We start from the raw sequence: 12895 nt of genomic DNA on the forward strand, positions 1-12895 counted from the left end.
TCAGTACATGCCGACCCCCGCCGCGGATGGTCAGTGGCCGAACGGGTCAGGGTCGACGCCCGGCAGCCAGGTCAGCCCCGGCACGCCCCAGCCGTTCTTCTTTGCCTGCTTCTTTGCTTTGCGGGCGTAGCGGTCAATCAGCCTGTTGACGTACAGCTTGCCGTCGAGATGGTCGTACTCGTGCTGGATGACCCTGGCAAACCAGCCGGTGGCCTCGAACTTCACTGGCCGGCCAAAGCCGTCAAACCCCTCCACGCGCGCCCACTCGGCGCGTTTGAGCGGGAACTGTTCCCCGGGGAAGGACAGGCAGCCCTCTTCCTCTTCATCCGGGTCGGGGGCAGCGCCGGAGACCTTGGACAGGGTCAGCACGGGATTGACCAGCACGCCCGTGGGGGGAGCTCCGTCGTCATTGGCATATTTGTAGACAAAGATGCGTTTGCCCACCCCAATCTGGGGAGCCGCGAGACCCACGCCGTTGGCGGCGTCGTTGGTCTCGAACATGTCGGCAATCAGGGTGCGGAGTTCGTCGTCGAAAACCTCCACCTCGGCGGCCCGCCGGTGCAGGACGGGTTCACCCCAGATGGTGATCGGCAGAACGGTCATCTCGCAGCCCTCCGGAGGTATCCAGTGCAAAAAGTGATGCATGACAAAGGAGGCCGCACCGGATATCCGGTGCGGCCTCCTTCTTGACGGCTGCATGTGCCGCCCTGTGAGGGTGAGCGACGGGGGTTGAACCCGCGACCTCCTGGACCACAACCAGGCGCTCTGCCAACTGAGCTACGCCCACCATGAGCTTCAAGGAAGGCCGTTCAACCGGCTCCCTGGAAACGCAACTCAAATAGCTTACCTGCTCGAAAGGGGTGCTTTGTCCACTTTTGGCGATTTCCACCAAATTTCCTGCAAACGTGGCGCAGATTACGCTCCGGCATCCCCGCCGGTGATGCGCCTGGCGATCTTCTGGGCGGCAGCACTGTCGGGTCCGGGCGCCGGCACGAACACCGCTTCACGGTAGTAGCGGAGTTCGTCGATGGAGTCCTTGATATCGCCGAGGGCGCGGTGGCCGCCCTTTTTCGCCGGGGACTGGAAGTAGGCGCGCGCGAACCAGCGGCGGGAGAGTTCCTTGATGGTGCTGACATCGATCACCCGGTAGTGGAGGTGCTCGACGACGGCGGGCATGTCGCGGGAGAGGAACACACGGTCCGTGCCAACGGAGTTGCCACCCAACGGGGCCTTCCGGGGGTCCGGAACCCAGGCGGAGATGTACTCCATCACGGCGGCCTCGGCCTCGGCCATGGTCTTGCCGTGCGGAAGTTCGGCAAGCAGGCCGGACTTGGTGTGCATGTCACGGACGAAGTCGGACATCTGGGCCACTGCCGCGTCGTCGGGTTTGATCACTACGTCGACGCCGTCACCCAGGATGTTCAGTTCCGAGTCCGTGACCAAGGCTGCGACCTCGATGAGGGCGTCGTTCTTGATGTCCAGACCGGTCATTTCGCAGTCGATCCAGACAATTCGTTCGTTAGTTATAGGCACCGGACCAGCGTACCTTTACAGCCTCCGGCCACCGGCCGATGCTAGGATTTCGGGTACGCGGCGGGTCGCCCTCCGCCTTGGAGCGTGCCCCGGACAACGGGACGTGACGCGGTAACGCAAGAAGATTGGACAATCCTGAGATGACGGCGCCTGTGCCCGCAGCGGGGGAGATGGCGGCGGACGGTATCCCCGGCGCAAGGGGTGCCGAAGTGGACAATCCCCGCTCGTCCTTGCTTGCCGGCTTCCTCGGTTCCCTTTTCATGCTTTTCGGTTCCATCGGCGTTGGCTGGCTGGCCCCCGTTTCGGAACTGCGCCGCATGCCCCTCTTCATCTGGATGCGCACTGAAGCGCCCGGCGTCGCCTTGTCGATCGTGTTGCTGGCAGTGGGGGGCATGCTGCTGGTGCGCGCCTGGCTGCGGCTGGGCCAGAAGGTCCGGGTGTGGGGCCTGCAGGCCCGGCGGGCTACCCTTGCCGCGGTGGTGGCCTGGGGATTGCCCATGATGTTCTGCGTGCCCCTGTTCAGCCGCGACGTATACGCCTATATCGGCCAGGGCCGTTTGATGGTCGAGGGCTTCAATCCCTACGAAAACGGCATCTCCGCCCTCTCCAACTACTTCCAGCTGGGCGCGGACAAGATGTGGACCGAAGCCCCGGTGCCGTACGGGCAGCTGTTCCTGTGGATCGAGCAGTTCGTGGTGTGGCTGACCAATGTCCAGCCCGAGGCGAGCATCATGCTGTTCCGGCTTGTGGCACTGGCGGGCGTGGTGCTCTGCGTGATCTACGTGCCCCGCCTCGCGGAGCTGCACGGTGTCAACCCGCACCGGGCCCTCTGGCTGACGGTGGCCAACCCGCTTTTCCTGACCAATTTCATTGCCAGCGTGCACAACGACTCCCTCATGATCGGACTCGCGCTGGCCGGGCTGTACTACTCCGCGACGCACCGCCCCATCCGTGGCATCCTGCTGGTGACGCTCTCCATTGCGGTCAAGCCCATCACGATCCTCTTCCTGCCGTTCATCGGGCTCCTGTGGGCCGGAAAGGACGCCGGCTGGGTGCGAAAGGGCGTGTTCTGGGCCCTGACCGCCGCCCTGAGCCTCGGTGTCCTGGCGGCTCTTAGCCTGGTCAACGGATTCGGATTCGGCTGGATCAACGGGCTGTCGGCTCCGGGCAGCATCTCCATCTGGTACGCCCCCGTAGGCCTGATCGGCATGGTGGTGGGCTCGCTGGCCAACGCCTTCGGACTGGACGGGTCGGTGCCTGCCGGGTGGGTGTTTGACGCCGGCAAGCTGCTGGCCGTGGGCGTCGTCGCCTGGCAGATGTTCAGGGGGGAATACGACCGGTTGATGCGCCGCCTGGCCCTCGGCCTGGCCGCCGTGGTCCTGCTGGCCCCTATCATCCAGGCCTGGTATGTGGTGTGGCTGATCCCGCTCTTCGCCGTCACGGGCATCCGCAACGACTGGCAGGTCAAGGCGCTGTATTTCATTGTGTCCTTCTTCATGATCTACGCCATCTCGGACCAGCTGGACGTCTTCCCGTACCTGCAGACCCAGGACCTGGGCTTCGCGCTTGCCCTGGCGCGGATTGCCGCCGCGGTGACCGCCCTGTTGTTCGCCCTGTACCTGATCTTCTGGGACCCCCGCACCCGCCGGCTTTTCCGCAAGACGCACGAGCCCGTCGTCGAACGTCCCGTTATCTAGGCGTCCCCCTTATTCCGTTGCAGGTGTGGCCGCCGGCCGCCGGAGGGCTTCCCTTCGCGACAGCGGACTCATGGTGGCCGCATGCCGGGCAACGAATGCCTCAACCCACTCCGGTGCCGTCTTGGCATACTCCCGCAGGGCCCACCCGATCGCCTTCCGGATGAAGAACCCCCGGTCCGGGAGGTTCGGTTCGATGACGGCCGCCAGCAGCAACGGGTCCGTCGCCTTCTTCGCCCGAAGCTGCGACGTGATGGACGCCCTTCGGACCCACTGATCCGGATCCAGGCTCCACCGCCGGAGGATCCGGGACATTTCCGCCGGGTGTGCCTGCAACAGGCCGCAGATCCGGCCGGACACGCCGTCCACGAGGTCCCACCACGCGCCGGTCCGGATAATCTCCTCGTATACCGGCAGCATCTCCAGGTCCCGGGCTGCCAGCCTGTGGTCCGTCAGGTCGATGGCCGCGTACCGCTCCTCGCGGAAAGCCGCCGTGCGCCATAGTTCCAGCACAGTGGCGCGGAGCTGTGCGGCGGAGGCCGGCGGAAACTGCCGGGAGGCCCGGGCCACGGTCTGGCGCACGGCGGGAACCCGGACACCGAGAAAGGGAAGTGAGGACTTCATGTAGGCCTGCGCGCCGGCGGCCCGTTCCGGATCGGCGAGGTCCCGCAGCGCACTCCGGACCGCGTCAACGAGGTCCTGGTCGGCGGCCGTTTCCATGCGGCCACTTTAGCCAGTATCGGCGCAAGGCGTGCGGTACGCTGGTGAGCGCTAACACATTCTGAGCCAGAGGGAACCCATGACCGGAACTGAAGTCCACCTTACCCACGGACGCTACTCCGCCGTCGTCACCGTCCGGGGCGGAGCGCTCCGTGAACTGCGCTTCGGGGACCGGAACCTTGTTGTGGGGTTTGGGGCGGAAGGTGCAGTGCCCGACTACCGGGGCGTCATCTGCGCGCCGTGGCCCAACCGCCTCGCTGACGGCACCTATACCTATGCGGGCAAGTCCTATGCCGCCGCCGTCAATGAGCCCGAACGGAGGTCCGCCCTCCATGGCCTGGCGATTCACCTCCCATGGGAGGTCCAGGAGGCGGCCGCTGACCGGGCGGTCCTGCGCTGCCGCATACCGTCCGGCCCCGATTACCCTGGCACCCTTGACCTCACGGTCACGTACGCCCTCTCGGACGACGGACTCCATGGGACGGTGCGGGCGGTTAACACAGGCTCCGTTTCCGCGCCGTACGGAGTATGCCCGCATCCCTATGTGGTGGCTGGTCCGTCCCCCCTGGATGACTGGTCGCTGGAACTTCCCGCGAATACGTATCTGGAGGTCACGCCGGACCGGCTGCTCCCGGTGGGATTGCGGAAGGTGGAGGGGGACGCTTTCGACTTCCGTTCGCCGCGCCGCCTGGGACCGGTCGAAATCGATCACGCCTTTACTGACATCTCACGCGACGCTGCCGGACTGGCGCGGGTGCGGGTGCTGGATCCATCAGGTACAGGCGTGGAGCTGGAATGGGGGGCGGAGTGGCGCTGGGTCCAGGTGCACACGGGGGACAAGCCCATCGGCCCGGACCGGCTCGGGTTGGCCGTCGAACCCATGACCTGCCCGCCGGACGCACTGCATTCAGGGACCGATCTGATCCACCTGCAGCCCGGCCAGTCCCACTCAGCGGCGTGGACCATTCGGGCGCTATGAACTAAGGGCTTGCACCCACCCCGCCCGCTCCAGCCAGGCCGCGCACAGCGCCGGCCATTGCCCGGGCCCTGGCTCGCCACCTGCCAGGCCCAGGCCATGGCGCCCCTCCGGGAAGACGTGCAGCTCAGCTGCCACCCCGGCCCCGCACAGGGCTCCGGCGTAGGCGAGGCTGTGGCTTACGGGCACCGCCTCGTCATCGGCGGTGTGCCAGATGAATGCCGGCGGGGTGCGGGCCGTGACGTGCAGCTCGGCTGACAGAGCCGTGAGAAGGTTCGACGGCGGCGCGTCGCCAAGCAGGTTGTCCACCGAGCCCGGGTGGACGTTTCCGGTGAAGGACACCACGGGGTAGCAGAGCACGGAAAGGTCCGGGACGGCGGCGGCGACATCCAGGCCAGGACTTCCGGTGGCAACTCCGGTAGACAGTGTGGCTGCCAGGTGTCCGCCGGCGGAGAACCCCAGGACGCCCACCCGGCCTTGGTCAACGGCGAGCCCGTGCCGGCCGCTGCGGATGTGCAGCATGGCCTTTTTGGCGTCCTCGAGGGGCGCCGGGTGCCGGTCCGGGGCAACGCGGTAGCGCAGCACGAACGCATGCAGGCCCAGCGAGGCCAGCCATTCCGCTACCGGCTCAGCCTCGTGGCCGGCCTGGCGCGCGTATCCGCCGCCAGGCAGGACAAGGATGGCCGGACGGGGACCTGGGGCTGCTGTACGTGCCGGAACGGCAGACAGTCCGCGCGGTTCCATCACGCCGCCACCTCGGTGCTGCGGCGCAGAGTCACCTCGCCACGGATCGTACCGGCGGGCTCCAACTCCTGGTCATGGTCCTTGTCCTGGTCTGCACTGTGGCCCCCGGGCCGCCCGGTGGCACGGGTGGCAATCCGGCCAATCTCTTCCAGCGGCAGGCGGACGGTGGAGAGGGCAGGCCGGAAGTCGCGGAGTGTTTCGATGTCGTCGAAGCCGGCGATGGCCGCATCGCGGGGGATGCGCAGTCCTTCGGCCCGCAGCGCTGCCGCAGCGCCGATCGCCATGACGTCGTTGACGGCAAAGATGCACAGTTTCGTATGCTCCCCGCCTTCGGACTGCTCGGCTTTGATCCGGGCCGCCAACTGGAGACCCGCCTCAAAGCCGCCGGTCCGGTTGAACGAGTTGCGCAGCACCTCGGCCGGCTGCCGCCCTGCCCGCTCGAGGCCTTCCTGGAAGCCGCGGATCCGGTCATCCGACGTGAAAAGTCCCTCAGGGCCGCCGATGATGACAAACTTTCCGTCCCAGTCCTTCGCCAACTCGGTCGCCAGTTGTCCGGCGAGTTCCTGGTTGGGAACCTGCACCACGTGGTACCCCTCCGGTGCGGTGGCACCCACCACGGGGTGGCCCACCACGGCCACGCGGCCCCCGTTGCGGCAGTACCGGTCCAGTTCCGCGGCGAGTTCGGCATTGCCCTCCGTGTCCCCGGGGCGGCGCGAGCGGGACCCGGCGATCACGATCGAGTCGGCGCGGCGGGCGGCAAATGCCGCCACCGCCTCCTTCTCCTCGGCCGGGCCTCCTCCGGTGGTGGCAAGCAGCACCATTTTGCGCTGTTCCCGCGCAGCCTCCTGCACCCCCCTGGCAATGGCGGAGAAATAGGGGTCGGCGATGTCGTGCACGATCAAGCCGATCAACCCCGAACTGGATTTCGCCAGCCCTTGCGCCTGCGCGTTGGGGACATAGCCCAGGGACTCCGCCGCCTGCCGGACCCGCTCCGCGATGTCCGGGCCGGGCTTGCGCGCGGAGCCGTTCAGCACGCGCGACGCCGTGGCGGGGGACACCCCCGCCAGGCGGGCCACCTCGGTAAGGGTACTTGCGGCCATGCCATCTCCTGGTTGTCAGTAGGGGATCGAACGTAAGCACATTATGGCAGCCGGCACGACTTTTCGGAAAGCGCTTGCCAAGCGGCGGCCGCGCGTGCATCATTGAAGCAGTGGGAATGCGCTTTCCCGACCGGCTTTACCAAACCCGCTCACTCACCGTGGAGGACACATGGGCTTCGAAACAAAAACAATCCGCATCGCCATGAACGGCATCACCGGCCGAATGGGATACCGGCAGCACCTGCTGCGTTCCATCCTCCCCATCCGGGACGCCGGCGGCTTCACCCTGGAGGACGGCACCCGTGTCCAGGTTGAGCCCATCCTGGTGGGCCGCAACGAAGCCAAGATCCGGGAACTCGCCGAAAAGCACAAGGTCGCCGAATGGAGCACCGACCTCGACGCCGTCATCAACGACCCCACCGTCGACGTCGTCTTCGACGCCTCCATGACCAGCCTCCGCGCCGCAACGCTGAAGAAGGCCATGCAGGCCGGCAAGCACATCTTCACCGAGAAGCCCACGGCCGAAACCCTTGAGGAAGCGATCGAGCTGGCGCGGATCGGCAAGGAAGCGGGCGTGACCGCGGGCGTTGTCCACGACAAGCTGTACCTCCCGGGCCTGGTCAAGCTCCGCCGGCTGGTCGACGAAGGCTTCTTCGGCCGCATCCTCTCCATCCGGGGCGAGTTCGGCTACTGGGTCTTCGAAGGCGACATCCAGGCCGCCCAGCGCCCCTCCTGGAACTACCGCAAGGAGGACGGCGGCGGAATGACCACGGACATGTTCTGCCACTGGAACTACGTCCTCGAGGGCATCATCGGCAAGGTCAAGAGCGTCAACGCCAAGACAGCCACCCACATCCCCGCCCGCTGGGACGAAGCCGGCAAGGAATACAAGGCCACCGCCGACGACGCCTCCTACGGCATCTTCGAACTGGAGACCCCGGCCGGCGACGAGGTCGTCGGCCAGATCAACTCCTCCTGGGCCGTGCGCGTCTACCGCGATGAACTGGTCGAATTCCAGGTGGACGGCACCCACGGCTCCGCCGTCGCCGGCCTGAACAAGTGCGTCGCCCAGCAGCGCGCCCACACCCCCAAGCCAGTCTGGAACCCGGACCTGCCCGTCACCGAATCCTTCCGCGACCAGTGGCAGGAAGTCCCCGCCAACGCCGAACTGGACAACGGCTTCAAGCTGCAGTGGGAGGAATTCCTCCGCGACGTCGTCGCCGGCCGCGAGCACCGCTTCGGCCTGCTCTCCGCAGCCCGCGGTGTCCAGCTCGCCGAGCTCGGCCTGCGCTCCAACGACGAACGCCGCACCATCGACATCCCGGAGATCACCCTCTAATGACATCACTCATCCTTCCCTCCTCCGACGGGGGTACCCGGGAATACCGGCTCCAGGGCGGCACCACGTGGGCCCGTCCCACCGCGCCGCTGACCGCACGCCGCGCCTACGCCGCGGCCCACGTCATTCCCGAAGTCCTGGCCGACAACACCCCAGGCGCTCCCGCCCAGCTGGACTGGGACGCCACCCTGGCCTACCGGCACGAGCTCTGGTCCTACGGCCTCGGCGTGGCCGACGCCATGGACACCGCCCAGCGCGGGATGGGCCTGGACTGGGCGGCGACCCAGCAGCTCATCAAGCGCACCGGTGCAGAAGCAGCGTCCGTCGTCTCCGCCAACAACCCGGCTACCGCCGGCAAATCGGTCCGGGACCTCGTCTCCTGCGGCGCCGGCACCGACCAGCTGGACATCGACGCCCTGCCAGCAGGCGACGCCGGCATCAAGGCCGTCCTCGAGGCCTACCGCGAGCAGGTCGCCGTCATCAGCGAGGCCGGGCCGAAGGTCATCATCATGGCCTCCCGTGCCCTGGCCAAGGTTGCCACTGGTCCCGGGGACTACCTGAAGGTCTACTCCACCCTGCTGCAGGAAGTGGACCAGCCGGTCATCCTCCACTGGCTGGGCACCATGTTCGATCCCGCCCTGGCCGGCTACTGGGGCTCCGAGGACGTCGCCACCGCCACGGAAACCTTCCTGGACCTCATCAAGGACAACGCGGACAAAGTGGACGGCGTCAAGGTCTCGCTCCTGGACGCAAGCCATGAGGTAGCCCTGCGGTCCGCGCTGCCCGAAGGCGTCCGCCTCTACACGGGTGATGACTTCAACTATCCCGAACTCATCGACGGCGACGGCAACCACCACTCGGACGCCCTGCTGGGCATCTTCGCCGCCATCTACCCGGCCGCCTCGGTGGCCCTGCAGAACTACGACGCCGGAAACAATGCCAGGGCGCGTGAAATTCTGGACTCCACCCGGGAACTGGGCAAGCACATCTTCAGTGCCCCCACGTTCTACTACAAGACCGGGATCGCCTTTATGTCCTGGCTCAACGGCAAGCAGCCCGGCTTCCAGATGGTGGGCGGCCTGCACTCCGGCCGCTCGGTCTGCCACCTGGCCAGGACCTTCGAACTGGCCGACCAGGCCGGCCTGTTGCGCGACCCGGCGCTGGCCGCCTTCCGGATGTCCGACTACCTGCGGATCAACGGGGTGGGAGTATGACCGACTTTTCCCGCCTGTCCATCAACAGCGCCACCACCAAGAAATGGACCCTTGCCCAGGTGGTTGAGGGCTGCGTCAACGCCGGAATCCCCGCCATCGGACCCTGGCGCGACCGCGTCGAGGAAGCAGGCCTGGACAAGGCGGCACGCCTGATCAAGGATGCCGGGCTGCGGGTCTCCTCGCTCTGCCGCGGCGGGTTCCTCACCGCGGCAGATGCAGAAGGCCAGGCCGCAGCGCTCGCCGACAACCGGGCCGCGATCCTCGAGGCAGCAGCCCTGGACACCAGGGAGCTGTTCCTGGTGGTCGGCGGCCTCGCGCCGGGGGAGAAGGATGTGGTGGCGGCCCGCCAGCGCGTCGCGGACCGCCTGGCCGACCTGGTTCCGTTCGCGGAAGGGAACGGTATCCGCCTGGTGCTGGAACCGCTGCACCCTATGTACGCAGCCGACCGTGCCCTGATCTCCACCCTTGGGCAGGCCCTGGACCTCGCAGCGCCCTTCGACGCCGCAACGGTGGGGGTCGCCGTCGACACCTTCCACGTCTGGTGGGACCCGGAACTGAAGGCGCAGATCGAGCGCGCCGGCCGGGAGAACAGGATCGCTTCCTACCAGGTGTGCGACTTCAACATGCCCATCGCCGCCGATCCGCTGCTGTCCCGCGGGTACATGGGCGACGGCGTGGTGGACTTCGCCACGATCGGCAGCTGGGTGCGCGACGCCGGATACACCGGCGACATCGAGGTGGAAATTTTCAATCAGGAGATTTGGGACACGGATGGCACTACGGTCCTGGCGACGGTCAAGGAGCGCTACGCCGAGCTTGTGCTGCCGTACTCCTGATTTCAAGACCGCGGGCTCCTGCCGCGTTTCCAAAGTGACCGGCAGAAGCCTGCGCCCCACATGCAGAAGGTCCGGACCGTCAGCGGTCCGGACCTTCTGCATGGTGCTTTCCTAGGTGTACAGCGAGGCGAACCGGCGGTACCTTGCCAGCACGCCGCCGTCGTCCGTACCGGGGGAAAGTTCGACGGCGTCCAGCGTCCAGTCCGGGAATCGTCCCGTGAGGGCCGCGGCGGCTTGGCGCGCCGCACCGTCCGCGACGTACTCACCGGGCCGGGGAACGCAGACCGTGGTTCCAAGAAGCCGCGCCGCGGCGGCCTGCACCGCCGTGGATTGCGCTCCACCGCCAACGAGGAGGATGCGCCGCGCTTCCACCCCTTGCTCCTGCAGTGCCGCGAGGCCGTCGGCCAGCGAACAGACCACACCCTCGACGGCGGCCCGGGCCAGGTTCGACGGCGTGTAGTTGGCGCGCGTGATGCCGTGCAGCGAGCCGGTGGCGTCCGGCAGGTTGGGGGTGCGCTCACCGTCGAAATAGGGGACCAGGGTCAGTCCTCCGGCGCCGTGCCCGGCCGACAGCGCAAGCTCATTGAACGTGGGCAGGTCCACGTCCAGCAGGGCTGCCGTTGCGTCGAAAATCCGGGTGGCATTGAGGGTGCACACCAGCGGCAGAAAGTGTCCGGCTGCATCTGCGAATCCGGCAACGAGGCCGGACGGGTCCGCCGCCGGCCTGCTGGAGACGGCGAAGACGGTGCCGGAGGTGCCCAGCGACATGACCACGTCCCCGAGCGCCGCCCCTGCACCGAGGGCAGCCGCGGCATTGTCCCCGGCACCTGCGGCCAGCAGCGCGCCGCCCGGGGTCCTGCCGGCCGCCTCCAGCGGACCGAGGACCCGCGGGAGGGCCGGAACATGGCCCAGGGACGCGGACAGGACATCCGGCAAGTAATGTCCCTGCGCGGTGGAGTAGTACCCCGTGCCTGATGCGTCGGAGCGGTCGGTGGCGAGGGCGGCCAGTCCCTCAGCTCCGCTGCCAGGGCCGTAGCCGGCGAGCCGCCAGGTCAGCCAGTCATGGGGAAGGCAGACGGCGGCCACCTTTGCGGCGTTGTCCGGTTCGTTCTCCGCGAGCCAGCGGAGCTTGGTCAGTGTCAGGGAAGCCACCGGGACGGTTCCGGTTGCATCGGCCCAGTACTGCGCGCCGGCGGCGGGATCGCCGCCGCCGGCTGTCGTGACAAGCTCGGCGGCCGCGCCGGCGCTGCGGGTGTCGTTCCACAGCAGCGCCGGCCGGATGACGTCTCCGTCGCTGTCCAGGCACACCATGCCGTGCTGCTGCCCGCCAACGGAAACAGCGCTGACGTCGTCCAGGCCACCGGCTTCGGCAATGGCCTTCTGCAGCGCAGTCCACCAGTGGTCCGGGTGGACCTCGCTGCCGTCGGGGTGGGACGACCTGCCGTGGCGGACCAGTGCTCCGGTGTCCGCGTCACGGACCACCACCTTGCAGGACTGGGTGGAGCTGTCGATGCCTGCGACCAGGGCCATGGCTTAGCGGGCGCCCAGGAGGTGCTCGATGGCGAGCTGGTTGAGCCGGACGAACGCGAAGGACCGCTCGGCGGCCTTGTCGGCGTCGAAATCCTCAAAGGCCGCGGCGTCTGCGAGCAGGTCCGCGGTGCTCTCACCGGAGGCGAGGGTGGGCTCGCCGAGTTCGAAGACGCCGGAGGCGGCCAGGGCTTCCTGGACCTGCGGGTCGGCGCGGAAGGCGAGGGCGCGTTCCTTGAGGAGCAGGTACATGGCCATGTTGGACTTGGCGGATTCCCAGACGCCGTCGTAGCCGTCGGTGCGGGAGGGCTTGTAGTCGAAGTGGCGGGGGCCGTCGTACTTGGGGCCGCCGCCGGGGAAGCCGTTCTCGAGCAGGTCCACGGTGAAGAACGCGCTGGTGAGGTCGCCGTGGCCGAAGACGAGGTCCTGGTCGTACTTGATGCCGCGCTGGCCGTTGAGGTCGATGTGGAAGAGCTTGCCGGCCCACAGGGCCTGCGCGATCCCGTGGGTGAAGTTCAGGCCCGCCATCTGCTCGTGCCCGGTCTCGGGGTTCAGGCCCACGATGTCGCCGTGCTCCAGCTGGGCGATGAACGCCAGGCCGTGGCCGACGGTGGGGAGGAAGATGTCGCCACGGGGTTCGTTCGGCTTGGGTTCGAGGGCGATGCGGAGGTTGTAGCCCTTCTCCTTGATGTAGCCCGCAGCCGTGTCCACGCCTTCCTTCATCCGGTCAAGGGCGGCGGCGAGGTCCTTGGAGCCGTCGTATTCACTGCCTTCCCGGCCGCCCCACATGACAAATGTTTCGGCGCCGAGCTCGGCAGCCAGATCGATGTTGCGCAGGACCTTGGACAGGGCGAAGCGGCGGATGGAACGGTCGTTGGAGGTGAAGCCGCCGTCCTTGAACACCGGGTGGCTGAACAGGTTCGTGGTGACCATCGGAACCTTCAACCCGGTTTCGGCCAGGGCCGCACGGAAGTTCTTCAGGATCAGGTCCCGCTCAGAGGCGCTCGCGTCGAAGGGAACCAGGTCATTGTCATGGAAGGTGATGCCGTAGGCGCCGAGCTCGCTGAGCTTGTGCACTGCTTCAACCGGGTCAAGGGGGGAGCGGGTAGCAACGCCGAACGGGTCGGCACCGGTCCAGCCGACGGTCCACAGGCCGAAGGTGAACTTGTCTGCAGGGCTAGGGGAGAGAGTCATGATGCGTCCTTGCGATCG

Annotated in this window: 12 protein-coding genes and 1 tRNA gene; 5 read left to right on the forward strand and 8 right to left on the reverse strand. The window is 67.3% G+C overall.

The features are described 5' to 3' along the window. Positions 1 to 30: 30 nt before the first annotated feature. The 3 genes from def to orn form a co-directional block, all read right to left on the reverse strand. Positions 31 to 603 carry a peptide deformylase gene (gene def, locus K4G53_RS11265; RefSeq protein ID WP_221385804.1) on the reverse strand — a complete coding sequence of 191 codons (573 nt, stop codon included), beginning with the start codon at positions 601 to 603 and terminating at the stop codon, positions 31 to 33. A gap of 111 nt (positions 604 to 714) precedes the next feature. Then, a tRNA-His gene (locus K4G53_RS11270) sits at positions 715 to 787 on the reverse strand. 128 nt (positions 788 to 915) lie between these two features. After that, positions 916 to 1533: an oligoribonuclease gene (orn, locus tag K4G53_RS11275; protein ID WP_221385805.1), complete on the reverse strand. Its 618-nt coding sequence runs from the start codon at positions 1531 to 1533 to the stop codon at positions 916 to 918. A 140-nt stretch (positions 1534 to 1673) separates the two neighbouring features. On the opposite strand from orn, the gene mptB reads away from it, so the two are divergent. After that, on the forward strand, positions 1674 to 3230 hold the full coding sequence (gene mptB, locus K4G53_RS11280; protein ID WP_221385806.1) for a polyprenol phosphomannose-dependent alpha 1,6 mannosyltransferase MptB: 1557 nt from the start codon (positions 1674 to 1676) through the stop codon (positions 3228 to 3230). A gap of 9 nt (positions 3231 to 3239) precedes the next feature. On the opposite strand, the gene K4G53_RS11285 is transcribed toward mptB, so the two are convergent. Beyond that, positions 3240 to 3947, reverse strand: a complete 708-nt coding sequence (locus K4G53_RS11285; RefSeq protein ID WP_221385807.1) for a DNA alkylation repair protein — start codon at positions 3945 to 3947, stop codon at positions 3240 to 3242. A 79-nt stretch (positions 3948 to 4026) separates the two neighbouring features. On the opposite strand from K4G53_RS11285, the gene K4G53_RS11290 reads away from it, so the two are divergent. Further along, entirely contained in the window at positions 4027 to 4926 is a 900-nt protein-coding gene (locus K4G53_RS11290) for an aldose 1-epimerase family protein (protein WP_221385808.1), read from the forward strand. On the opposite strand, the gene K4G53_RS11295 is transcribed toward K4G53_RS11290, so the two are convergent. Together K4G53_RS11295 and K4G53_RS11300 are read right to left on the reverse strand one after the other, a co-directional pair. Next, a complete protein-coding gene (locus tag K4G53_RS11295; protein ID WP_221385946.1) occupies positions 4921 to 5667 on the reverse strand; it encodes an alpha/beta hydrolase in 747 nt (248 codons plus the stop codon). The two genes, K4G53_RS11290 and K4G53_RS11295, sit on opposite strands and share 6 nt — an antisense overlap. Next, positions 5667 to 6767, reverse strand: coding sequence for a LacI family DNA-binding transcriptional regulator (locus tag K4G53_RS11300; protein ID WP_221385809.1), 1101 nt, complete (start codon positions 6765 to 6767; stop codon positions 5667 to 5669). The genes K4G53_RS11295 and K4G53_RS11300 overlap by 1 nt, the downstream gene beginning before the upstream one ends. Positions 6768 to 6936: 169 nt before the next feature. Here K4G53_RS11300 and K4G53_RS11305 point away from each other — a divergent pair, with 169 nt between their 5' ends. From K4G53_RS11305 to K4G53_RS11315, 3 genes are read left to right on the forward strand one after another with little or no spacing between them, the layout of a single operon-like run. Further along, positions 6937 to 8106, forward strand: coding sequence for a Gfo/Idh/MocA family protein (locus tag K4G53_RS11305; protein ID WP_221385810.1), 1170 nt, complete (start codon positions 6937 to 6939; stop codon positions 8104 to 8106). Then, positions 8106 to 9320, forward strand: coding sequence for a dihydrodipicolinate synthase family protein (locus K4G53_RS11310; protein ID WP_221385811.1), 1215 nt, complete (start codon positions 8106 to 8108; stop codon positions 9318 to 9320). Before K4G53_RS11305 ends, K4G53_RS11310 begins: the two co-directional genes overlap by 1 nt. Next, complete coding sequence (locus tag K4G53_RS11315; protein WP_221385812.1) at positions 9317 to 10156, forward strand: sugar phosphate isomerase/epimerase; 840 nt, start codon at positions 9317 to 9319, stop codon at positions 10154 to 10156. Before K4G53_RS11310 ends, K4G53_RS11315 begins: the two co-directional genes overlap by 4 nt. A 111-nt stretch (positions 10157 to 10267) precedes the next feature. Here K4G53_RS11315 and xylB read toward each other — a convergent pair whose 3' ends face one another. Next, complete coding sequence (gene xylB / locus K4G53_RS11320) at positions 10268 to 11686, reverse strand: xylulokinase (RefSeq protein WP_221385813.1); 1419 nt, start codon at positions 11684 to 11686, stop codon at positions 10268 to 10270. A 3-nt stretch (positions 11687 to 11689) separates the two neighbouring features. Next, positions 11690 to 12877, reverse strand: a complete 1188-nt coding sequence (xylA, locus tag K4G53_RS11325) for a xylose isomerase (RefSeq protein WP_221385814.1) — start codon at positions 12875 to 12877, stop codon at positions 11690 to 11692. Between the last annotated feature and the right edge of the window lie 18 nt (positions 12878 to 12895).

The sequence above is a fragment of the Arthrobacter sp. MAHUQ-56 genome (assembly GCF_019710585.1).
GTDB lineage: Bacteria > Actinomycetota > Actinomycetes > Actinomycetales > Micrococcaceae > Arthrobacter.